At 44.3% G+C, this 24,576-nt stretch carries 14 protein-coding genes; 13 read left to right on the forward strand and 1 reads right to left on the reverse strand.

What is annotated here, in order from left to right; genetic code table 11:
* Positions 1–16: 16 nt before the first annotated feature.
* Entirely contained in the window at positions 17–1,069 is a 1,053-nt protein-coding gene (locus L1D44_RS14020; RefSeq protein ID WP_239891553.1) for a GGDEF domain-containing protein, read from the forward strand.
* A 107-nt stretch (positions 1,070–1,176) separates the two neighbouring features.
* On the opposite strand, the gene L1D44_RS14025 is transcribed toward L1D44_RS14020, so the two are convergent.
* Entirely contained in the window at positions 1,177–3,876 is a 2,700-nt protein-coding gene (locus tag L1D44_RS14025; RefSeq protein ID WP_239891555.1) for a bifunctional acetate--CoA ligase family protein/GNAT family N-acetyltransferase, read from the reverse strand.
* Positions 3,877–4,265: 389 nt separating this feature from the next.
* Here L1D44_RS14025 and L1D44_RS14030 point away from each other — a divergent pair, with 389 nt between their 5' ends.
* From L1D44_RS14030 to L1D44_RS14085, 12 genes are all read left to right on the forward strand, one after another.
* Positions 4,266–5,153: a LysR family transcriptional regulator gene (locus L1D44_RS14030; RefSeq protein ID WP_239891557.1), complete on the forward strand. Its 888-nt coding sequence runs from the start codon at positions 4,266–4,268 to the stop codon at positions 5,151–5,153.
* 93 nt (positions 5,154–5,246) lie between these two features.
* Positions 5,247–6,413, forward strand: a complete 1,167-nt coding sequence (locus L1D44_RS14035; RefSeq protein WP_239891558.1) for an efflux RND transporter periplasmic adaptor subunit — start codon at positions 5,247–5,249, stop codon at positions 6,411–6,413.
* 5 nt (positions 6,414–6,418) lie between these two features.
* The gene (locus L1D44_RS14040) at positions 6,419–9,541 is read left to right on the forward strand and encodes an efflux RND transporter permease subunit (protein ID WP_239891560.1); all 3,123 of its coding nucleotides are present in this window, start codon (positions 6,419–6,421) and stop codon (positions 9,539–9,541) included.
* Position 9,542: 1 nt separating this feature from the next.
* Positions 9,543–11,069, forward strand: a complete 1,527-nt coding sequence (locus tag L1D44_RS14045; RefSeq protein ID WP_239891562.1) for an efflux transporter outer membrane subunit — start codon at positions 9,543–9,545, stop codon at positions 11,067–11,069.
* A 426-nt stretch (positions 11,070–11,495) separates the two neighbouring features.
* Positions 11,496–12,164, forward strand: coding sequence for a GntR family transcriptional regulator (locus L1D44_RS14050; RefSeq protein WP_108946655.1), 669 nt, complete (start codon positions 11,496–11,498; stop codon positions 12,162–12,164).
* 149 nt (positions 12,165–12,313) lie between these two features.
* On the forward strand, positions 12,314–13,192 hold the full coding sequence (gene prpB / locus L1D44_RS14055) for a methylisocitrate lyase (RefSeq protein ID WP_239891564.1): 879 nt from the start codon (positions 12,314–12,316) through the stop codon (positions 13,190–13,192).
* 195 nt (positions 13,193–13,387) lie between these two features.
* A complete protein-coding gene (gene prpC, locus L1D44_RS14060; RefSeq protein ID WP_239891566.1) occupies positions 13,388–14,512 on the forward strand; it encodes a 2-methylcitrate synthase in 1,125 nt (374 codons plus the stop codon).
* Positions 14,513–14,863: 351 nt separating this feature from the next.
* Positions 14,864–17,479, forward strand: a complete 2,616-nt coding sequence (gene acnD, locus L1D44_RS14065; RefSeq protein WP_239891582.1) for a Fe/S-dependent 2-methylisocitrate dehydratase AcnD — start codon at positions 14,864–14,866, stop codon at positions 17,477–17,479.
* Between the two features lie 251 nt (positions 17,480–17,730).
* A complete protein-coding gene (gene prpF, locus L1D44_RS14070; RefSeq protein WP_239891568.1) occupies positions 17,731–18,954 on the forward strand; it encodes a 2-methylaconitate cis-trans isomerase PrpF in 1,224 nt (407 codons plus the stop codon).
* 568 nt (positions 18,955–19,522) lie between these two features.
* The gene (locus L1D44_RS14075; protein ID WP_239891570.1) at positions 19,523–20,419 is read left to right on the forward strand and encodes a DUF4007 family protein; all 897 of its coding nucleotides are present in this window, start codon (positions 19,523–19,525) and stop codon (positions 20,417–20,419) included.
* Positions 20,420–20,425: 6 nt separating this feature from the next.
* Positions 20,426–23,641, forward strand: coding sequence for a hypothetical protein (locus L1D44_RS14080; RefSeq protein WP_239891572.1), 3,216 nt, complete (start codon positions 20,426–20,428; stop codon positions 23,639–23,641).
* Positions 23,634–24,576, forward strand: a 943-nt coding sequence (locus L1D44_RS14085) for a phosphoadenosine phosphosulfate reductase family protein (RefSeq protein ID WP_239891574.1), incomplete at its 3' end; no start/stop codon positions are given. The genes L1D44_RS14080 and L1D44_RS14085, both read left to right, overlap by 8 nt.

Genomic DNA, 24,576 nt, shown 5'->3' on the forward strand with positions numbered 1-24,576 from the left:
GAGAGGGTATTTACTTATGGATATGGCACAACATTTGTCTGAAACCGAGCTGTCAGCAAAAATACTGCGCCACGCTGTACCTAAGATGTCAGAGTTAAATATTCCTGTCACGCCCGAGAATTATGCGGTTTGGTATGAGTACTATAAGGGAATAAACCTAGATCTTAAGCGGGCAATAGACGGTTTATTAGCCAATAATGTCAGCTTTACTCCTAGCGTAAATAAAGAGCTTTATAAAACCTATATTCAGGTTCACTCACCTGAAGTGATAGAGAAAGTCCAGGTTGAAACTCAAGTACTGATAAATGGCTTATTGGCGAAAATTGCCAGCATGAGTAGTGGTACATCGCGCTTCTCGAAATCCTTAAGTGAATTCGACTCCGCACTAAAAGACGAGCCGGAGCCTATTGTGCTGCAAAAACTTGTCGAAGGGATCACCTCAGAGCTCGATGAGATCATCAATGCGAATATTGAAATGGACAAGAGCCTTAACAGTATGAGCGAAGAGGTCGATGCGTTAAAGACGGAGATGGACGACCTTCGCTCCGTCGTGATGACAGATCAACTTACCTCACTTAACAATCGTCGCGCCTTCGACAAAGAAGTGATCAGCCACATAAATAGTTTTAGCCAATCCAACTTTGAAAGCAGTTTATTGGTCGTTGATATCGACTATTTCAAAAAGTTCAATGATGTCCACGGTCACCTAATCGGAGACAAAGTGCTGACCTACGTGGCTCAAGCGCTAAAAAATTCGGTAAAAGGCGATGATTTTGTCGCGCGTTATGGTGGTGAGGAGTTTGTTATCTTACTGCCTAATACTTCACATGAGAATGCGCAAAAGGTGGCAGAAAATCTGCGGGCTAAGATTGCCGCCCGTAACTTAACCATAGGGAAAGAGAAAAAGTTGCCCCTTGGTAATATCACCGTCTCGGTTGGCGTTGCATCGCTAAAGGTAAGCGATGACAAAGACAGCTACTTTATTCGTGCCGATGAAGCACTCTATCGGGCTAAATCATCAGGGCGTAACTGTGTGGTGGGTGAACGAATTATGGAAACGCCAATTTAGAACAACTTGCCATTTTAGACAAATAAGAAAAAGCCATTAACGGATCGGGTTAATGGCTTTTTTACTGAATACCTTTTTATTGAAGGCCTATTGAAATGGGGAAGAGGTTAGTTATCGGCTTTTAAGTCCATGTGCATATTGATCAAACGTTCCTCCATGTCGAAAGTTACTGTAAAGCCTAAGTGCTTGGCTAGACTCGCCATGTTACGGTTCTCGAACATGGTAAAGCCTGTAAGCACTAATGTGTCATTACTCTTGTAGTAACGTATTAGCTTCTCGAGCAGCAACTTACCAATTCCTTGGCCTTGATAGTTACTGCGTACCGCCATAGCAAATTCAGCCTCGGTATTATCGGGATCAATTGAGGCTCGAATCGCGCCTAAAGTGGTTTCTTCACCGTCTTCACCCATGGCCGTAGCAATAAAGGCCATCTCTCTGGCATAGTCAATTTGGGTTAATACCGCCATCTCCTCATGTGTCATTTTAGAGCGCACACCAAAATAGCGCTTATACCTATCTTCATCCGATAGGGAGTTATCGAAAGCTAAATGCTTGGGCTCATCTTCAGGCAGGATAGGCCTTAGCATTACCTTGTTACCATTTTTAAGCGTGGCAAGCTGTTCTAGCTCCTTAGGGTAAGGCAAGATAGCAAGCCTTGAGGCGTTGTCGACAGGTTCTTGCTGTAGTCCTATGTTCACATCAAGCAGGGTGATCTCTTCACCAGCACAGAGCACAGGATTTAAATCGAGAGTGGCAATTTCCGGGCAATCGATAATCAGGTGGGAGATCTGTGTTAATAACACACACAGAGCATGCATATTTAGCCCCCGTGGAAGATGTCTATCTCTAAGCTTCTGGGTTTTAAGTGCTTGGATCACCATATAGCGTGCAAGTGTCATATTCAGCGGAGGAAGGGCTACGGCAGCATCTTTAGTCGGTTGCCACTCCGAGCCACCTTCACCGAGTAATATTGCTGGGCCAAATACAGGGTCGTTGGCGACGGCAATGCGGATCTCCTGCGCACCGGCAGTTAGCGCCATTTTTTGCACGATTAACCCTTCAATTTTCGCATCGGGGTTCAGCGAGATCACTCGCTCAATCATGGCGTTTGCTGCTTGGCTGACCTCTATGTCTGATGTTAGGTTGAGCATAACGCCTTGAACATCGGATTTATGCAAAATATCGGGAGACTGCACTTTCAATGCCACGGGATAACCCGCCTGCTTGGCAAACTCCACCGCTTGCTCTGGCGTACTTGCAAACCAAGTGTCGATGGTCTTTAGTCCGTAAGCATTGAGGATCGTGCGTGACTCGTGGGTTTCTAATACCGATTTCCCACTTTTTATAGCTTGTTGTAGTTTCTCTCTTGCTAAAGCTGAGTCGGCAGGGATGTTAACCGGAATAGACTGCGGCACTTCTTGCAGTAGTTTTTGGTTACGACGATACTCAACCATATGCATAAATGCTCCTACGGCGCCTTCAGGGGTGCGATAGGTTGGAATGCGAGACTTAGAGAAAAGCTTTCGTGCCTCAAAGGCTGAATCTTCACCACTCCAGTTGGTCAGTACATTGATTTTATGTCGATTAGGGTGCTGATTAATCGTGTCTGCAATCGCTTGGGCTATCTCGACGCTCTCACCCAGTGCCGAAGGGGAATGTAATATTAAAATTGCGTCTAGGTCATCGCTATCCATTAAGATCTCGAGGGACTTAGCGTAACGCTTGGCATCTGAGTCACCGCCTATGTCTACAGGGTTTTGTCCTGACCAACTTTTTGGCAGTAACGCATTAAGTCGCTGATAAATCTCACTCGATAGTGCAGGGAGCTTACCGCCGCCTAAAATCAGTTCATCAAGTGCCAGTACGGCAGGGCCACCACCGTTACTGATGATCCCAAGGCGTTCGCCCTGTAATGGTCTTGAATGCGCTAAGGTTTCAACAGCGGCGAATAGCTCAATCAGGTCGTTAACTCGTAGCATACCCGCGCGCCTAAAAGCCGCCTCGTACACAGCATCGCTACCTGATATACCGCCGGTATGCAGCTTAGCCGCGCTACCACCTTCAATACTGCGGCCGGACTTAATCACTAAGATAGGTTTATTACGAGAGGCTGCACGAGCGGCAGATAAAAAGTGACGTTTTTCGTTTACCGAGTCAATATAGAGCAAGATAGCATCGGTTTTTGAGTCGCGCCCCAAATAATCAAGTAGCTCATCAAAATCGATATCGTTAGCATCGCCCAAAGAGATAAAGGAGGAGAAACCTATTCCTTTGTTATTGGCCCAATCTAAAACTGTGGTACAGATTGCGGCGGACTGAGAAACAAAGGCTATTTTGCCGGGGAGGGCACTGGTATGAGCGAGACTGACGTTAAGTCCAAGGTTTGGCAAAATCATGCCCAAACTGTTTGGCCCTAAGATCCGCATGCCATACCTACCAGCAAACTGCTGCATTTGCGCTAACAGGCTCACTCCCTCTTCATTAAACTCATCGGCAAGACCTGATGCCATGACGATGGCAACTTTGCAGCCAAATTGCGCCAAGGTTTCGATAATCCCAGGCACACTGCTCGCTGCGGTGCAGATAATGGCGAGATCAGGAATGAGTGGTAGGGCTTGGATGTTGGGATAAGCTAGCACCCCCATCACCGCTTCATATTTTGGGGTCACTGGCATAATAGGCCCTGAAAAACCGCCTGATAGCAGGTTTTTCATCAGCACATGACCTGCTCGCTTGGGTTTATTTGAGGCGCCAATGATGGCAACTGATTTAGGTTTGAAGAGAGTATGAAGAGTGCGTTGGCTCATGAACTTATCCTACAAGTCAGTATGTTATGAGTGTACATGAGCAAATACTATTTACCATAGGAGAATGGTCGAAAACCTTATGATGTGGGTAGACTTTTGGTGAACACTGTTTGAGTTGAACCGGCGCTTTTTATACATCATCTGCCAGTAGTGATGAGAGCCGCTACCATTTGTGAACAATCAGATGAGCAACACATTGTTTGAACGTACTTAGCATTGAATCATGAGCTTGACGTGACTAATCACAAATATTAATGGTAAGGGGCAAGTTAAGCTTTGATCATTAATTAAAAACCGCTACAGTTTTTTCCTGTAGTACTCGGGCCACTTAGGGGGCAGCCAGAGTAACTCTTTTTTAGCCCCCCAATAATGGCGTTAGAGGCTGTTCAATGCGTATAGAAGATCTGAAACTTTTTACAATTGTGGTCAAGCTTGGCAGTTTCACTGCTGCAGCTACGGCTTTAGATCTGCCCCGCGCTAACGTAAGTAGACGGATAGGCGAGCTTGAGAAGTCACTCAATGCACAGCTATTTTTCAGAACAACGCGTCAGTTACGTTTAACCCAACATGGGGAGATCTATTATCGAGATCTGCTTGAGGTATTAGAAGGGCTCGAACAAGCCAAGAATAAACTACTCGATATCAACGAAAAGCCGATTGGCAAGGTGAAAATTGGATTTTTGCCTGAAGGGGACGAGGCGTTGCAACCGGTTCTAGCTAAGTTCCAGCAACTTTACCCCGATATCGAGATCGATCTGCGTATTACTAATAACTACGCAAATGACATCTATAGCCAAGGTTTAGATTTTGTTATTTATGCCGGTAAGCTCCATGATTCGGGCTTCATTGCGAGACGAATATTGAGTCTTGGTCGTGCAATCTACGCGAGCCCGGAATATCTCAACCTTTACGGCGTCCCTAAAACCTTAGCTGATCTGGAAGACCATCATGCTATCTGCTATCGCTGGCCTGATGGAACGCTCGATAACAGTTGGGACTTGATCTCTGACACCGTCAAGATGAGCTGCCGCTTTAGTTGTAATCATATGGGATTTGTTCGCCGAGCCATTGTTGGTGGTCAAGGTATTGGCTTTATGCCGCCCCTGTATGCCGTGTCGGCAATTGAGTCTGGAGAGCTGGTTCGGGTGCTACCTGAGTATGAGTCAAAGAAAGAGGATGTCTGGCTTATCTATCCTGACAGGAAAGGTATAAGCCTTACCACGCGGTTATTGATTGATTTTCTGTTACAAGAACTGCCTGAACTCATAAAATTGTAATGATATTCGTGACAGTCTTGTGCATGTAATGGCGATTATCTAATTAGCTTAAACACTTACACTCTCCCACATTAACTCATTTGGGAGCGTGTAATGACGGTTTCTAGTAAAACATTCGCCAGCCTTGGCGTCACTTCGTTATCTATTTCTATACTTGCTGGTTGCAGTGATGCGCCAGCACAGACTCAAGTACAGATTCAAACACAGGAGCAAATACCGTCTTCAGTCGTCCAACGTCCTGTGCAAATCATGCGCTTAGGCGATAAGTCAGAGAGTAATTCGAAACAATTTTCCGGCGTATTAGAGGCAAGCCAAGCGGCACGTCTAGCGTTTAGAGTTCCAGGTACCATTGAGAAAATCTTAGTTAAGACTGGCGACAAGGTCGTCAAAGGGCAAGTGCTAGCAAGACTCGAGCCTCACGATTACCAAGTCACAGTGGTTGAGCTAGAAGCGCGACTGGCCGAAGCAAAGGCTTCACATCAGTTAGCAAGCGCCGAATTAGCTAGGGTTAAGCAAGCGATAGCAGATGATGCGATATCTCAAGTCAATTTAGATAGAGCAAAAAGTGGTTATAAGCGCAGTCTAGCCATGGTTGATGTGGTGACGCAGAATCTGATAAAAGCGCAAGACGCATTGGCATACACCGAGCTTAAAGCGCCCTTTGATGGCGTGATAGCATCTCAATCTCAAGAGACCTTCGAGCAAACCTCACCAGGTATTTCTCTGTTTTCCATTCATCAGCCATCACAGTTAAAGGCTGTAATAGACGTACCTGAAAACATGATGGCTTCAATCAATGGTCTGCAACCAGTATCAGTTAGCTGGTTTGGGAACGATAAACCTTTGACCGCAACGTTCAGTGAAATGAATACCCTTGCCGATCCCATTAAGCAAACTTACACAGTGCAATACACCATAGATCAAGCTAATCACACACTGATGCCTGGCAAATCGGTAACGGTTTCCGTCGATATGAAGGCGACGTCAAATCAGTACTGTATTCCATACAGTGCACTTGTTAATGGGGGAGATGATGAGCCCCGCAGTGATGAGATTGCTCAAGGAAACCTTGGTCAGGTCTATACCCTAGAGCAACAAAAAGTCGTAGTGAAGCATATCAGGTTTAATGCAATGCAAAAATCATGCGTCATTGCGGAGGGAGAGCTTAAGCAGGGCGATGAACTCATTGTTAGCGGTGTTGACTTCCTAAAGCCTGATCAAGCGATTGCTCAGACACTTGTAATGTCTGCGAGTTACTAGGAGTCATGATGAATTTAGCTGAATTTGCCATAAAACAACGCGTATTTGTGCTGTTCTTTAGTGTCCTATGCGTCATCGTAGGACTCATTTCCTATTTTGAACTCGGTAAGCTTGAAGATCCGTCCTTTACCGTTAAGAGTGCTGTTGTTGTCACTCTCTACCCGGGCGCCTCGGCCCAAGAAGTGGAGCAACAAGTAACAGATAAAATTGAGACTAAGCTACAAGAGATGGGTTCCATGTGGAAGTTACGTTCACTATCGCGCCCAGGTAGCTCCATGATTTTTATCGATCTTAAGGAATCGACCCGCTCAAAAGATTTACCACAGGAGTGGGATCTGCTCAGGCGAAAAATGAACGATGTAAAGCTGTCACTACCTGCAACGGCACAGCTTAGTATCGTTCAAGACGAATTTTCTGAAGTCTATGGCATGCTCTTTAGCGTACATGGTAAAGATGCCGATCCAGAAGCGCTACGCCAATATGCCAAAGAGTTACAACGCCGGCTAAAGACTATAGAAGGCATTAAAAAAATTGAGCTGCATGGTGTACAGCAACAAGCGATCTATGTTGATCTGCCTGATGAGCGCTTAGCTCAATATGGGATCTCTTCGGCGCAAGTCATTAATCAGTTGGCCACTCAAAATCTCACCTACGACAGTGGCAGTTTCCCTGTGGGGGCTGAGCGGATCCGAATCAATCAAAGTAGTGCGTTTAAAAGCATACAAGATATTAAAGATCTGACCATTAAAGGCGGCGCGGGAAACTACAGTACAGGGCTAATTCGCCTTGGTGATATCGCTGAAATTAGCTTGGGCTATCAAACTCCGGCCACCAGCATGAGTCGCTTCAATGGAATGCCGGGCGTTACCTTAGCCGTGAGTCCTGTAAACGGGATTAACGTGGTTAGTCTAGGAGAAGAACTCACTCAAATTATAGAGGACTATGAGCAGACGCTTCCTGTGGGCATTGAAATAGGCACCATCGCATTTCAACCGGACGAAGTGAATGCGTCGATAGCTGATTTTGTTACTAATCTGCTAGAAAGCGTGCTGATAGTATTTGCTGTGCTACTTATCTTTATGGGCTTTAAGAGCGCGACAATCGTTGGTAGCAGCCTGATGTTTACCATTTTGCTCACGCTTATCTATATGTACATTGCTGGGGTCGATCTGCAGCGGGTATCCCTTGGTACCTTCATACTCGCGCTGGGTATGTTGGTTGATAATGCCATTGTGATCACCGATCTCATCATAGTGAAGCTTAATAAGGGCATGGAGCGGACTCAAGCGGCCATCGATGCGGTGAAAGAAACGTCAAAGCCACTCCTTGCTGCAACTGTGATTGCTATCATGGGGGCTACACCAGTACTGTTCTCAAAAACCGATGCGGGGGAGTTTTCAAGCTCAGTCTTCTTGATTATCTGCTCATCATTGCTATTTTCCTGGCTGGTGGCCGTTACCTTAACGCCGCTGTTATGTTGGTTATGGTGTAAGCCCTCTAAAAACAAACAACAAGCCGAACAAAAAGTCAGTCGCTATCAGATGCTGATTAAATGGACTGTGATGAATCCACGTAAGGCTATCGGTTCTGTCATTCCCTTATTACTGATCACTGCTATGGCCGTGCCTTATGTTGCTATCAATTTTATTCCAAGCTCAGACAGGCCTTTAGTATTCCTAGATTACTGGTTACCAAACGGTGCCAAAATTGAGCAAACCTCCGCTGACATGAAAAAAATAGAAGGCTGGCTGCTGCAGCAAGCGGAAGTCTCATCAGTCTCGAGTTATGTCGGTGCCAGTGCGCCTCGCTTCTCGGTAACCGTTGAACCTGAACCCTATGATTCAAGCTATGGTCAAATTGTCATTAACGTCAAAGATTACGAAGGTATTAGCGAATTGAGTCAGCGAGGAGATCTATGGTTGGCTCAGACGTTTCCTAATGCGGAGCCACGTTTTCGCTCTCTAAAACTTGCGACGAAAGACAAGTTTAGCGTTGAAGCACGCTTTACCGGAAGTGATCCTAAGGTGCTGCAAGGTTTGTCAGAGCAGGCACAAACTATTATGAAGCAACATCCCAATGCTAAATATGTAAGGGATGATTGGCGTCAACCGAGTAAAGTTATTACACCTTTGATAAATCAAGAAAAAGCGCGTTTGGCTGGCGTGAACCGTACCGATATCTCATTGGCAATCAAGCGAGCCGCTGAAGGGGTACCTTTAGGAACACTCAACCAAGGCGATCAACTTATTCCAATTAACTTTAGGAGTCCTCACAGCGATTTAAGTCATTTGGAAACCTTAACCGTGCGTTCACTGCTGGGCATACACAGTGTTCCTCTCGGTCAAGTTGTCGATGGTTTTGAACTTCAATCTGAGCAGAGCGTGATTTGGCGTCGTGACAGAGTGCCAACAATTACCGCCCAAGCCGATGTGTTCGGAGCAACACCAGCTCAGGTGCGAAACCAAATAAAAGATCAAATTGAAGCGATACCACTACCAGCGGGTTACTCGTTTGAGTGGGGCGGCGAGTACTATGATGAAAACCGTGCTATTAACGACACCCTAAACCAATTACCAAAGGCCTTGTTGATGATGGTGATAATCATGGTCGCGATGTTCAATGGTTTTAGGCAACCTGCCATTATTTTAATCACCTTGCCATTGGCCACGATTGGGGTGATCTGGACGTTATTACTGCTCGATAAGCCTTTTGGGTTTATGGCACTGATTGGTGCAATCACCTTGATGGGGATGATCGTTAAAAATGGCATCGTATTAATGGATCAGATTGAGCTAGAGCGTGCAAAGAACCGACCTATCCATGAAGCGGTGACGGTAGCCACGGTCAACCGAACCATGGCGATCTCTATGGGGGCGTTAACCACGGCTCTGGGCATGATCCCATTATTATCCGACAGATTGTTCGATCAGATGGCTGCCACCATTATCGGCGGACTAGCCGCGGCGACAGTGTTATCTCTGTTTATTATGCCGGCATTTTACTGCCTATTTTATCGAGATAAAGCGCCTAAGGAGGCGCAAGACAATAGCCAAGACAAAACCCAAAACACGCCGCAAAACCAGCCTCAGGAAAAGACTGCAATCTATTCCTCACAGGAGCAAAACTAATATGAAAATGTCTACATTAGCCCCTGTGGCCATTGCTATCTTACTAACTGGTTGCGCCGTTGGGCCACAGTATGAAAAACCAAATGTACAGTTAGACAGCGAATACCTGTATCTAGCTGATACAAGCCCTGAAGCAACAAACCTTGCGTTGAACAAACAAGCGCAGAGTAAACAGGCAAAAAGTCAGCAGCAAGCTGACTATTGGTGGCAGCAATTTAATGACCCTGTATTAAATCAATTGGTGAGGGATGCTCAGCAGCAGTCGGTACCGCTCAAGATCGCAGCCGAGCAGATCCGTATGGCGCGTTCCTATCAAAGCGCAATCGAGTCCTTTAAAGTGCCGACGGTTAACTTAGGTGCTGGCTTCGCAAATTATCAACTCAGTGAGAATGACCCATTGCTGGGCTCGGCGATTACCGCAGTCAATCCTATCAATGGCTATAAACTGGGTTTAGTCGATGATAATAACAGTGCTTTTTTTGCTGGAGCGAGCATCGCCTGGGAGCTGGATCTTTTTGGCCGCATCGACAGTCAAGCCAATGCGGCTGGGATTAGAAAAGAGCAGGTGGTGATAATGCGTGAAGGGCTCACCACACTGATCACATCCGACGTCATTCATAACTATCTACAGCTACGGGGCGCTGAGGACCGAAAACAAATAGCACTTAATACCATAGAAGATCAAAAACAGACCTTAAGGCTTGTTGAGCAGATGGTAAAAAGTGGCTATGGCTCCTCACTGGATAAGGCTAGGGCTGAGGCGATGTTAGCTGCAACTCAAGCCGTGGTGCCGCAATTAGAAATAGCCAAAAATGTTCATAAGCAGCGCTTGGCTTTTCTATTAGGCGAAACGCCGAAGCAGATAGAACAAAGAATAGGAAAGCAAAGCTCGCTACCTGATTTTGATGGGATCATTCCTACTGGTTTACCCTCAGATCTACTGAATCGAAGAGCTGATATCCGTATTGCTGAGCGTGAAATGGCCGCGATAAGCGAAGAAAGGGCTGCTGCGGTTGCCTCACAATATCCTAAAGTATTTCTCACTGGCGCCCCGGGCGTCTTGGCAAAGGATTTTGACGATCTTTTCAGCAGTGATTCAATATCTTGGGCGGCAAGTATCGGTATAAGTTGGAATGTGTTCGATGGCGGCCGAGGTGATGCCATTGTCGATATGCAGCAAGCTAGATTTGATATGAGCGTATTAAGCTACCAGCAGTCGGTCATTGGTGCATTTGGCGAAGTCGAAACCCTATTGCAGGGCTATGGCTACAGTCAACAGTATGTAGAGCGGGTAACTTATGCGGCCGAGGCGACTAATATTGCGGTGAACAAGGCTAAATCCCTTTACCGAGCAGGCTTGAGTGATTATCTGTCGATCTTAGATGCTCAGCGTCAGCAAAATGCAATGAAAGATCGCATTGTCACAGCTAAACTGCAAACCGCACACCTAACCGTGGGATTGCATAAAGCATTAGGAGGCGACTGGCACTTAAACAGTAAGGAGCAACCAAATAGTGAGTCGCACTAGCGCCAATCCATAAATTGTTTAAACCAATAGACCGCTTAAACAGAGATGCAGTGCATAGCGCTGCATCTTTCTTCCCGTTTAAGATGCGGTTGTTGAGTACTGTTTTAGTGCTTTAATACCGTACGACAAAGAGCATTTCCTCTTCCTTCGCTCTTTGGCCAGTATCAGTCAACTCAATATACTTATTTTGGCTAAACTCATACATTGCCTAAACTCACAACCAAATTTAAAGCCAAACCTACGGCCATGCTATTGGCAAAGGCATAAAAGCGTAAAGATTTCCGTCCTACCTTGCTAATTTATCCCCTAGCTGTCCCTTAGACTTTACTCCTACTTTGTCGACAATTTGTTGGTTTACTGTTGACTATAATGTTTAATCTGGCTAGATTGTCGACAATCCATTAAGCACTAATATTCGAATATTTGATGACATTTTTTAACGAACAGCCTATTACCAGTGCCGATAAAACCTTTTTTCAACTGCGTAAAGAGATAGTTGAAGGAGAGATAGTGCAGGGCTCAAAGTTAAGTGAAACAGAGTTGTCGACAAAATACAGTGTTAGCCGCGCGGTGATCCGAGAGGCCATTAACCGCCTCGAGGCTAGCCATTTAGTTGAACGTAAGGCCAATGTCGGCGCCAGAGTGGTGAGTTTAACTGCCGAAGGGTTACTTGAGTTATATCAAGTGCGCGAGTCGCTTGAAGGTATGGCCGCAAGACTTGCCGCATTAAATATGACCGATCAGGAAATAACCGATCTGCAATCGCTACTAAGCAGTCACTTCAACGAAGTTAAATCCGGTCAGTCATATTATCAAGAGGCAGGCGATGTCGACTTTCATTATCGAATCATTCTAGGCAGTAAAAACAAGCATCTAATTTCAATGCTACTCGATGGCATTTATCACTTAGTGCGTATGTATCGGGTGCAGCTAGGTATGAGCGGGCCTAGAGTGACCACCGCTTTTGATGAACATAAACATATTGTACAAGCCATCTGTAATCGTGATGCTGAATTAGCTGAAATGCTGATGCGTCGTCATATCTTGTACTCAAAATCGAGCATAGAAAACAAACTAGAACACACGATGCAGTGATATTGCAGCCGATTGCTAACGCTACAATCGTTTAAAGCAGTAAGGCACAGATAAACATATTTAATAACAGATAAAACAATTGTCAGTGAGCTTGGAATATCGCCTTTTAAAAGCTGGTATTTCAAGCAAATAACTATAAGGAATACGCCATGAGCGCAGGTAAGAAGTTTCGTGAGGCATTAGCCGCCAACAAGCCGCTACAAATAGTCGGTACCATTAATGCTTATTCAGCCATGATGGCAAAGAAGATCGGTCACCAAGCCATCTATCTTTCAGGCGGCGGCGTAGCAAATGCATCATACGGCTTACCAGACTTAGGCATGACATCGTTAAACGATGTGATTGTAGACGTACAGCGCATTACTTCAGCTTGTGACTTACCGCTAATGGTTGATATCGACACTGGTTGGGGGGGCGCGTTTAACATTGCTAAAACCATCCGCGACATGGAAAAAGCCGGCGCAGCAGCCGTGCATATGGAAGATCAAGTGGCGCAAAAGCGCTGTGGTCACCGTCCAAACAAAGAGATTGTGTCTACTGAAGAGATGGTCGATCGCATTAAAGCCGCGGTTGATGCTCGTACCGATCCTGATTTTTTCATTATGGCGCGTACAGACTCATTTGCGCAAGAAGGGTTAGCGGCAGCAATCGAGCGTGCCAAAGCGTATGTAGCCGCAGGTGCTGACGGCATTTTTGCAGAAGCGGTGAAAACTGAAGAGCATTACCGTGCATTTGCCGATGCTTTAGATGTGCCTATCCTTGCCAATATTACTGAGTTTGGCCAAACAGAATTATGGAATAAAGATCAATTGGGCGAGTGGGGCGCATCTATGGTGCTGTATCCGCTAAGTGCTTTTAGAGCTATGAATAAAGCGGCTGAGATGGTGTATAGCTCAATTTTAGAAAACGGCGATCAAAAAGCGGTGGTAGATTCAATGCAAACCCGCATGGAGCTATACGATTACTTGGGTTACCACGATTACGAGCAAAAGCTAGATAAGCTATTTGCTGAAGGCAAAAATCTGTAAACAAGATTGAATAGCTAACAAGTTCAATAAGCTAAAGGTTGAGAATTCAAGGTTAAAGTAAATAGTTAACCCCATAAATTGTAAACAAAAGGCAGTACCTTACAAACGTTAGTGTGATGGATAAGCGCTAACGTAATAAATATAAAAAGCCCGCGGTTAACCCTGACGGGCCCAACAAATAAAAGGAAGAGAGCAATGGTTGATAAAAAGTTAGGCGGAGCAGGTCTACGCGGACAAAGCGCAGGCGAAACAGCTTTATGTACAGTGGGTAAGTCAGGTTCGGGATTAACCTATTGCGGTTATGACGTAGCAGATCTTGCCGATAACGCATCGTTTGAAGAAGTGGCCTATTTACTGTTTAACGGTGAATTACCTAATCAAACTCAGCTTGATCACTATAAAACTGAGCTTTTCGCTCAGCGCGATCTTCCACAAGCCTTAAAAGAGGTGTTACAACGTATTCCTGCAGATGCTCACCCAATGGATGTGATGCGTACAGGTTGTTCTTTTTTAGGTAACCTAGAGCCTGAAAACGACTTTAACGAGCAAAACAAAGCGGCTAACCGCTTACTAGCAGCGTTTCCTGCCATTATGTGTTACTGGTACAAGTTCTCTCACGAAGGTGTTGAAATTGACTGTGTAACTGATGAAGATTCAATTGGTGGTCACTTTTTACACCTACTTAATGGCAAAGCGCCATCTGAGCAACACCGCCGCGTAATGGATGTGTCGCTAATTTTGTACGCTGAGCATGAGTTCAACGCATCTACCTTTACTGCTCGTGTGTGTGCATCAACTTTATCTGACATGTTCTCATGTATCACTGGCGCAATCGGTACATTGCGCGGGCCACTGCACGGTGGCGCTAACGAAGCAGCAATGGATATGATCCAAAAGTTCACATCGCCAGCGGATGCAAAAGAGCAAATGGCAGGCATGCTTGCACGTAAAGAGAAGATCATGGGTTTTGGTCACGCAATTTACCGCGAGTCTGATCCACGTAACGTGATCATCAAAGCTTGGTCTGAAAAGCTAGCACATGAGTTTGGTGATACCTCACTTTACGATATCTCAGTCGCTTGTGAAGAGTTTATGTGGGACACCAAAAAGCTGTTCTGTAACGCCGACTTCTTCCATGCTTCTGCATATCACTTTATGGGCATTCCAACTAAGTTATTTACACCTATCTTTGTTTGTTCACGCTTAACAGGTTGGGCTGCACACGTAATGGAGCAGCGCTCAAACAACCGTATTATCCGCCCAAGCGCAGACTATACCGGTAGCGAGCCACGTACGGTGACACCTATTAGTGAGAGATAGAAGCTAGAACTTAGAGACTAGAACGTGACTACGTCACTGCTAGAGCGTCGCTACGCTCCTGCTAGATCCTATACAGTCAAAAGATAACAGCATCACTTGTTAGGCTTTTGATTGTATAGAAGGGCTTATTTTAAGAGGTATTAGCCCGCTTTAGCCGCGAAGCGTCCTAGAAGCGTCCTCGAACCTAGTACCTTATCTTAGCTTTTGACTGTATAGCAGGGCTCTTTTAAGAGGTATTAGCCCGTTCTAGCCGCGAAGCGTCCTAGCAGTGAGCTTGCGAACGCTCTAGCACCTAGAACCTAGCACCTAGAACCTTGCACCATATTTAAACTGGAACGCATTATGACTCCAATGAATACGAATTACCGTAAACCCTTGCTCGGCACAGAGTTAGACTTTTTCGATACCGAAGCGGCCGTGAATGCTATTAGCCCAGGTGCTTACGCCAAGCTGCCTTATTGCTCTCGTGTTTATGCCGAGAACCTAGTACGTCGCTGCTCGCCAGACACATTAACCGCTAGCCTAAAACAGATCATCGAACGTAAGCGTGATTTAGATTTTCCTTGGTATCCTGCACGAGTGGTTTGCCACGATATTCTCGGCCAAACCGCACTAGTGGATTTAGCAGGTTTACGTGATGCTATCGCAGAAAAGGGCGGCGACCCTTCAAAAGTAAATCCAGTGGTGCCGACCCAGTTAATTGTGGATCACTCGCTTGCGGTAGAACATGCTGGTTTTGAAAAAGACGCATTTGAAAAAAACCGCGCCATTGAAGACAGACGTAACGACGATAGATTCCACTTTATCAATTGGACCAAAACTGCGTTTGAGAACATTGATGTGATCCAGCCGGGTAACGGCATTATGCATCAAATTAATTTAGAGAAAATGTCGCCAGTTGTGCAAGCACGCGACGGCGTTGCCTTTCCAGATACCTTAGTTGGCACCGACAGCCACACTCCGCACGTTGATGCCTTAGGCGTAATCGCTATCGGCGTAGGTGGCTTAGAAGCCGAAAGTGTAATGCTAGGTCGACCATCTTATATGCGTCTGCCAGATATTGTAGGCGTAGAGCTGGTGGGCGAGCGTCAAAGCGGCATTACCGCCACCGACATTGTACTGGCAATCACCGAGTTTTTGCGTAACGAAAAAGTCGTTTCAACTTATCTTGAGTTCTTTGGCGAAGGTGCAAGCAACTTAACTCTTGGCGATCGCGCAACCATCTCTAACATGACCCCAGAGTTTGGCGCCACAGCAGCCATGTTCTATATCGATGAAAAAACCATTGATTACTTAAAGCTAACTGGCCGTGACGACAAGCAAGTTAAGCTGGTGGAAATCTATGCTAAACAAGCAGGCCTGTGGGCGGATAGCCTAAAAGATGCTGAATATGAGCGTGTGCTGCGTTTTGATTTATCAAGCGTAGGCCGCAACATAGCAGGGCCGTCTAATCCGCATCGCCGTGTATCAACAGCCGACTTAGCAGATAAGGGCATAAGTGCGCCTTACGCCAACAAAGCGGAAGAAGAAGCAGGCTTAATGCCAGATGGCGCGTGTATTATTGCCGCCATTACCAGTTGTACCAATACCTCTAATCCACGTAACGTGATTGCCGCAGGTCTACTTGCCCGTAACGCCAATGCTAAAGGCTTAACCCGTAAGCCTTGGGTGAAAACCTCATTGGCACCCGGCTCAAAAGCGGTGCAACTGTATTTAGAAGATGCCAATCTACTGCCAGAGCTTGAAGCCCTTGGATTTGGTATCGTCGGCTTTGCTTGTACTACCTGTAACGGCATGAGCGGCGCGTTAGATCCGGTTATTCAGCAAGAAGTTATCGATCGCGATCTGTATGCCACCGCGGTACTCAGTGGTAACCGTAACTTCGATGGTCGTATTCATCCATACGCCAAGCAAGCGTTCCTTGCATCGCCGCCTCTAGTGGTTGCCTACGCTATTGCCGGTACGATTCGCTTTGATATTGAAAAAGACGCTTTAGGCCAAGACGAACACGGCAATGATATTTTACTCAAAGATCTGTGGCCATCAGATGAAGAGATTGACGCAGTTATTGCTCAGAGCGTAAAACCAGAGCAGTTCCGCCAAGTGTATGAGCCGATGTTTGATATTAAAGTTGAATATGGCACCAGCACCAATCCTCAATATGAATGGCGTCCACAAAGTACATATATTCGTCGTCCGCCATACTGGGAAGGGGCGTTAGCAGGCGAGCGCACCATGAAAGGCATGCGTCCGTTAGCGGTTCTGGGTGACAACATCACCACCGATCACCTGTCACCCTCCAATGCCATTATGCTGGACAGTGCAGCAGGTGCCTATTTACATAAAATGGGCTTACCAGAGGTGGACTTTAACTCTTACGCTACCCACCGCGGCGATCACTTAACCGCCCAGCGTGCAACCTTTGCTAACCCTAAGTTGTTTAACGAAATGGTGACCCAGACTGGCCGTAATGGTGAAGTTGAAGTCAAGCAAGGCTCTTACGCTCGCATAGAACCAGAAGGTGTTGAATCGCGCATGTGGGAAGCGATTGAAACCTACATGGATCGCAAGCAACCGCTGATCATCATTGCAGGTGCAGACTACGGCCAAGGCTCAAGTCGTGACTGGGCCGCAAAAGGGGTTCGCCTAGCGGGTGTTGAAGTGATTGTAGCCGAAGGTTTTGAGCGTATTCACCGTACTAACCTTGTAGGTATGGGCGTATTACCGCTGGAGTTTACTCAAGGTGACAGCCGCCATACTTATCAAATTGACGGTACCGAAACCTTTGACGTGCATGGCGAGCGAACGCCGGGCGCATTGCTAACCGTGATCATGACTCGCCGAAATGGTGAAACCGTTGAGATCCCAGTTAAGTGCCGACTCGACACTTTAGATGAAGTCTCTATCTACGAAGCAGGCGGCATACTGCAACGCTTCGCCCAAGATTTTTTAGAGTCTTCAACGTAATGAAGAGTCTTCAACGTAATGAAGAGTCTTCAGCTAGCTAGGAGTCTTCAGCTAGCTAGGAGTCTTCAAGAGAGCCATCAGCGGATTAAGAGTAGAGCTTTAATCTTTCATCTTTAATTCTTGCTGTTAAAAATAAGCCTTGCATGGGTTAGATACCATGCAAGGTTAGCTCCAAATTGGGTTAACTCTTAAAGAAAACGCAAATATCAAAACTGACTAAGCGGCCAAACCAGCATTCAAACGGAAAAAACATGACCACTACAACGGATCAAAAACCAGTATTTGCCCCACAAATTAAAGTGCCAGCCACCTATATGCGTGGTGGCACCAGTAAAGGGGTGTTTTTTAATTTAACCGACTTGCCAGCTGACGCGCAGGTTGCTGGCAGCGCGAGAGACAACTTGTTACTGAGAGTCATTGGTAGTCCAGATCCTTACGGTAAACACACAGATGGCATGGGCGGCGCAACATCCAGTACCAGTAAAACTGTAATCCTCGCCAAAAGTGATAAAGCCGATCACGACGTAGATTACTTATTTGGTCAAGTGGCTATCGACAGACCATTTGTTGACTGGAGCGGTAACTGCGGCAATTTGACCGCAGCAGTTGGTTCGTTTGCGATCAGCAATGGGTTAGTCGACAGCAGCCGCATTCCTCACAACGGCATTGCGGTCGTGCGAATTTGGCAAAAGAACATTCAAAAAACCATCATAGCTCATGTACCTATCACCAATGGTGAAGTGCAAGAGACCGGCGATTTCGAGCTTGATGGTGTGACCTTTCCCGCAGCTGAGGTGCAAGTTGAGTTTTTAGACCCAGCAGATGGTGAAGGCGCTATGTTCCCAACGGGAAACTTGATCGATGACTTAGCCGTACCTACAGACATTGTTGCCAGTGGCACCTTACAAGCCACCATGATTAACGCAGGTATTCCAACAGTGTTTATCAATGCCAGCGAGCTAGGTTATACAGGTGCTGAGCTGCAAGAGGCCATAAACGGCGATGCCAAGGCGCTTGCCATGTTTGAAACCATTCGCGCTTATGGCGCAGTGCAAATGGGCTTGATTAAACATATCGATGAAGCCGCTACCCGCCAACACACACCAAAAGTAGCGATTGTTGCAGCGCCTATTGATTACACCTCATCAAGTGGTAAAGCAATTGCCAAAACGGACATAGACCTCAATGTTCGCGCACTATCTATGGGCAAGCTGCACCATGCAATGATGGGTACAGCCGCAGTCGCCATTGGCACTGCAGCCGCGATACCCGGTACCTTAGTCAGCTTGGCAGCAGGCGAGGGAACACGTCAAGCTGTAAACAAAGGCTTTGTAACCTTCGGCCACCCCTCTGGCACACTTAAAGTAGGCGCCGAGGCAAGCCAAGTCGATGGCCAGTGGCAAGTCAATAAAGCCGTAATGAGCCGCAGCGCACGAGTATTGATGGAAGGCTGGGTGAGAGTACCGAAGCCATAAACTGTTACTAAGTCTTAAACAGTTAAAGCCGCAGCAGACTGCGGCTTTTTTGTTTATTGAACGGGCTCAAGTAATCTACTTAAGTTTATGATTAGCCGATTTTTTAATTGTAAATATGCTAGTTTAACAAAATGGATGAGTGATTAGTGTTTTGAACACGCCATATTTTAAATAACTCATAAATAACAATAAGCTGGAATCTACAGTCAATTTTCGTTCAATAGCAAGGAGCTTTGTACAACATCACTGGATATTTTATAGGTTTGTCCGGTAGGTGACATTGTATCTTAGTAATTCATATTAGAATTACTTTTGAAATGCTTACGTTTAGAACTTTTGGACAGCTTTGAAACGGTGATGTAGCCGACAGTTCTGTATATATTTTGATTAGTTCGCAGAATGTTACGGGTTGAAAGGTTTTTTCGTGACTTAAGTCATTGTTCTATTATGCTTTTAATTTGACTAAGTCCATGTGGAAAATTTAAAGTTTTACTGTACAATCTAGACAGAAATTTTATAAGTATAGAAGTATTCATTCCTACAGCGGAATGAGACTTAAGAGGCAAATTTGAGTAATTTCACAGCAAAATTTTCCGGTCACCAGACCTTCCCGTTGCGTTATGGGTGGCTTTACAAGTATGCCGAAACTGACACATCTAAACTAAATCAAGTTGATGAGCTCATGGTGGAATGGGGCGTTGGTAAGAACATGGTTGAAGCGATCAAGTATTGGGCACGGCAAGCTGGGGCAGAACAAGATATTGGTCCCTACAGTGTTGTTCATAGTAATGATCCATACTTAGAAAATATTGAGTCACTCTGGATTATTCATTGGCTACTTTGTCACGATCATCTTGAACTTACATCAATTAAGGTTTTCTTTAATTATTACAATGGGTTGACTGTTGATAGAGGAGTTTTATTTGACTTCCTACAACACCTGTTTTCAAAACAAAACTTCATTGCTGATACTAAGAAAGCACAAGTATTAAAAGCGCCATCAGATAGCAGTCTAAAGAAAGACTTAGGTGTTTTATTTTTGATGTACACAAGCAGTACTTCTTCCAAGAAAACTGAAGATAGCTTCGCATCTCCGCTTTCTGAATTAGGTTTAATCAAACAAGTTGATAAATCTTCATATTCTTGTGAATTAGAAGAGCGCGTCACTTTGTCTAATGAAGTGTTTACATTTTGTGTATTGGAGTATTTTTGTTATCTAAAAGAAAGAAACAAATTGGCTCGAACACTTGCTTTTGATTCGTTCTTAATGGCTCCTGGCAGCCCTGCGAGAATCTTTAGGATGTCGCAATCTGAGGTCGAACGTAGACTTGACGCGGTAGCAAAACTCACTAACGGTGCGATCGACTGGACTGATACGCAGGGTTTGCGTCAAATACAAATTACTGATGAAAGTGTACTTTCAAAAGACTCGAATCTAGCTTTTTTAAAAAAAATGTATAAGTAGGCAGCAGTGTCAAATCTAAAAGAACATATAGACGTTAACATCAGATATTCACGCGCTACACGAATAGATACCGATTTGGACTCTAAAGGTCAGTTTTTCAACGGTTTTGTTTTTCACGGTACTGCAGCTCATTCATTACGAGTAATTAGCGATAATTATGCTCAAGCTAATAGAAGAGTGTTTACAGTTACTGGGCCTTACGGTTCAGGTAAATCTACAATTGCACTACTACTTGCTGGTCTGTTAAGTGATAAAAGTTCGTTACGAAAGGTAGCAAGGACGATAGTTGGTGATACCTACGCAAAAGAGCTCTATAAAAACATCAAGGTTAAAAAGGGATGGCTAACGGTTAAGTTTGTTAGTGATTTTTCTGAACCTTTAACGTCTTTATGGGGCGCTATCGCAAAAGAGTGTAGTGCACATGGTATTCTAGTTGAAGCTAATGTCGCTGATACTAAAGATTTCATTCGTCAGTTAAAAAGTCTAAAAGTAGAAGTTGAAAAACAATTTGACGGTATGGTCATTTTGTATGATGAAATGGGCAAATCTTTAGATTTCTTAAATTCTAAAAATGCAGACTTACAGTTTTTCCAAGAGCTTGCTGAGAATGTAGAACGTTTAGATTATCCATGTCTTTTTGTTGGGTTCTTACATCAAGCGTTTGCTGAATATGCGAGAGGTTCTAACCAATCTTCACGTGACAGCTGGGCAAAAGTTCAAGGCAGATATACTGATCTTTTGTTTAATGTTTCTGAAGATGAAACCATAACGCTACTTGGAAATAGCATTGTCCATAAAAATGGTTATGAGCCAAAAGTTGGTGTCGTAGAAAAGGTTTTACGTGCCTTAAGCTCAAGTGCAATTGCTCAAAAAGATGACATTTCTATCAAATTAACTAAGTGTTTGCCACTGCACCCACTTTCCGCCTTACTATTAGGCCCTATCTCTAAGAGACGCTTTAGTCAGAACGAGAGAAGTACCTTCAGCTTTTTGAGTTCTGCAGAGGCTAATGGTTTCCAAGATTTTATTAAGGGGTCGAGTACATTAGATACTAATTACCGTTTATCAAATCTTTATGATTTTCTGAATACTAACTTAGAGCACCTTATTGCAGCATCTCCAGACTCCCGATCATGGGCGGCCGCAAAAGACGCTGTTGAGCGCGCTGAGAGTCGTAATAATGCTGATTCAGTTGAAATAGTAAAAATCGTCTCATTGCTTAATTTATTTGGCCGTCGTTCAAATATCTTCGCTTCAACAGATGTGATTGTATCTGCGATGGATGAGTCTTTATCTCCCCTCAAAATTCAAGATTACTTGGACGAGTTGATCAGAGAGAAAATTATTATCTTCAGAAAGCACCTAAATTCATATGCGGTGTTTGAAGGTAGTGATATTGACCTAGAAGAAGAGCTGGAAAAGTTTAGAACTCAAAATGAAAACTCTGAGGAATGGAAAGCGCGGCTTTCTGATGAAGCAGACCAAGTCGTAGCGAAAGGGCATTACCATAAAAAAGGTGTTTTTCGTTGGATGCTGAAAACAGTGTGTGTGGGAGAATATGACCATGCATCGTTTTCAAAGAAAAATTTAAATTCATCACAATTTTCGGCTTTTGTTCTGCTGCTAGATGATGACGCTGCAAAGTTGTCTGCTGACAGTCGCAATGTCATTTTTGGTAAATCGACGAGTATTCAAGAGCAAATAAAAAGTATTATTTTAGATCTTTTAGGTTTAGAGCACATAGCAAGGACTAATTCAACGCTACAACATGACAATATTGCTAAGCGAGAGTTAGACGCGAAACTCTCGCTACTAAAAGTAGAATTTAATACTTTACATCAAAAGTTTTTTGAACAAGCAAATTGGTATTTCAAAGGACAAAGACTAGATGTAAAGAATTTTTCAAGTGTTGCTAGCGAATTAGCAGATCAGGTTTTCAACAGATCACCAAAGTTGATTAATGAATTAATTAACCGTGCGAAACCTTCTGGTACAGCTATTGCTGCACGAAATAAACTTCTGTCTTTGATGGTTAATGAGCACTTTGAAGAAAATTTAGGCATTGAAGGTTATCCACCTGAGATGGCGATGTATAAGTCAGTTTTAAAAAATTCTTGTATCCACTTATGGAATGCAGACTCTGGAGAATATGAGTTTTCCACACCTTTAAAGTCAAGAGATGAAAATCTTTATCATGCTTGGGGGGCTGCGTTAGAATTAATTAAATCTAACAAACAAAGAATCGTAACAGTAAAAGAGATTTACGAACTTTGGAATAGTGAACCTTACGGAATTTCTTTAGGTGTGGTGCCAGTATGGACTTTAGCTTTGTTATTGTCTCAAATTGATACACTTGCTTTTTATGACAAAGACGTAACTAATAAGTTTGCATTTATCACAGAACCTGATGATGAATTTGTAAATAAAGTATCAAGAGCACCAGAACAAGTCGGTGTTCGTTTCTATGAAGTCGATGGCGTAAAGGCATCGCATATTAACTCACTACATAGGGTCCTGTCTGCTCAGAGCCATGAAAATGGTACGTTAGCAGTAGCTCAGAGCTTTGTTGGCTTTGTTGCAATGCTATCGCCTTTTGTAAAAAGCACACAGACATTATCTTCAAAAACTAAAGAGTTTAGAAGGGTAGCACTTGCCGCAAATGATCCTAACAAGTTTTTGCTAGAAGATTTACCAAAGCTATTCGAAACAGACTCAGATGAAGCGTTAATTGAACAAATTAAAACGACTATTTCTGAGCTAACTCTTCGTCATAATGAATTACTAAATTGGTTTATTTCATTGGTTAGTGATTCGTTTAATGGTTTGGACGATGAACTAGTTCGAGTTGCAAAACTTGTTGAAGACTACAGTGCAGATTCTTCGCTAGTTACTTTTGCACGAAGAGTTGGTGAGTGGAATCAAGCGCGTGAGTTTGATTGGGTTTCAAGTCTAATTTCTTTCTTATCTGGTAAGGCAGAACGTAACTGGAATGACCTTGCTATTGAGAAAGCGAAAGTAGAACTGGCTAAATACGTAGAGCGCTTTAATCAAGCAGCTTACTTTGCGGACAAAGGTGTTAAGTCTTCTCCTGAGCTAGAAAGTAAAGATCACTCTCAACAGCAAAATAAGATTGAGGAAATTCTTAACGGTATGTCGATAGCGGAACAAACAGTTGTATTACGCAAACAGTTAGACAAAATTTTAGGGGTCATTAATGAGTAACGATAAACAAGTCCATGTACTTGGTTTGTCTGGTGGTAAGGATAGCGCCGCTCTGGCGCTATACATGCGTGATAAACACCCTGAAGTCGATCTGATTTATTACTTTACTGACACAGGCAAGGAGTTACCAGAAGTTATTGATTTCGTGAATAGATTAGAAGGTTATGTCGGTAAGAAAATTATTGATCCATATGAAGAGATCTGCACCTCAAATCGTGAGAAAAAAGATTTCGATTATTGGTTAAAACAGCATAATAATTATTTACCATCCCCTCAGGCACGCTGGTGCACGATTCAAATGAAGTTGGTACCATTTGAGAAGTGGATCCAACGATATCTTGATGATGGTTATGAAGTAGTGACCTACGTAGGTATTCGTTCTGATGAGCCTTATCGCGAAGGGTACCAAGTTACTGCAAACAAGAATATCACGGTAAGAATGCCTTTTAGAGAGGACGACATCGATCTACAAGGTGTGAAAGATATTCTGCAAAATGCAGATTTGTTTGCAGATACTGAAGAAGCAAAGGGCAACCCTAATTCTTCACAAGCAAAAGGACTACCTGGTTACTACGACTGGCGTTCTCGAAGCGGTTGTACATTCTGCTTTTATCAAAGAAAGATAGAGTGGGTAAGGCTTAGAGAGTTACACCCTGAAGCATTCGAAGAAGCTAAACGATATGAAAAAGCGGCTGAAAATGACAAAGGCGACGGTACGTTTTATTGGTTAGGAAAAGATACGCCTCTATCTAGCTTGGAAGACCCTGACCGAGTCGCAAGAATCAAATCAGAACATGAAAAGAAGCGTGCGCGCTTTTTAAAGCGAAAACGGATTAATCCACTGCAAGTTATATCAATAGACGTTGATAGGGATTTCATGGACGAAATGTATGACGATCAAGAAGGTGGGGGCGCCTGTGTGACTTGTTATAAGT

This window comes from Shewanella sp. Isolate13 (genome assembly GCF_022398325.1).
Lineage (GTDB): Bacteria > Pseudomonadota > Gammaproteobacteria > Enterobacterales > Shewanellaceae > Shewanella.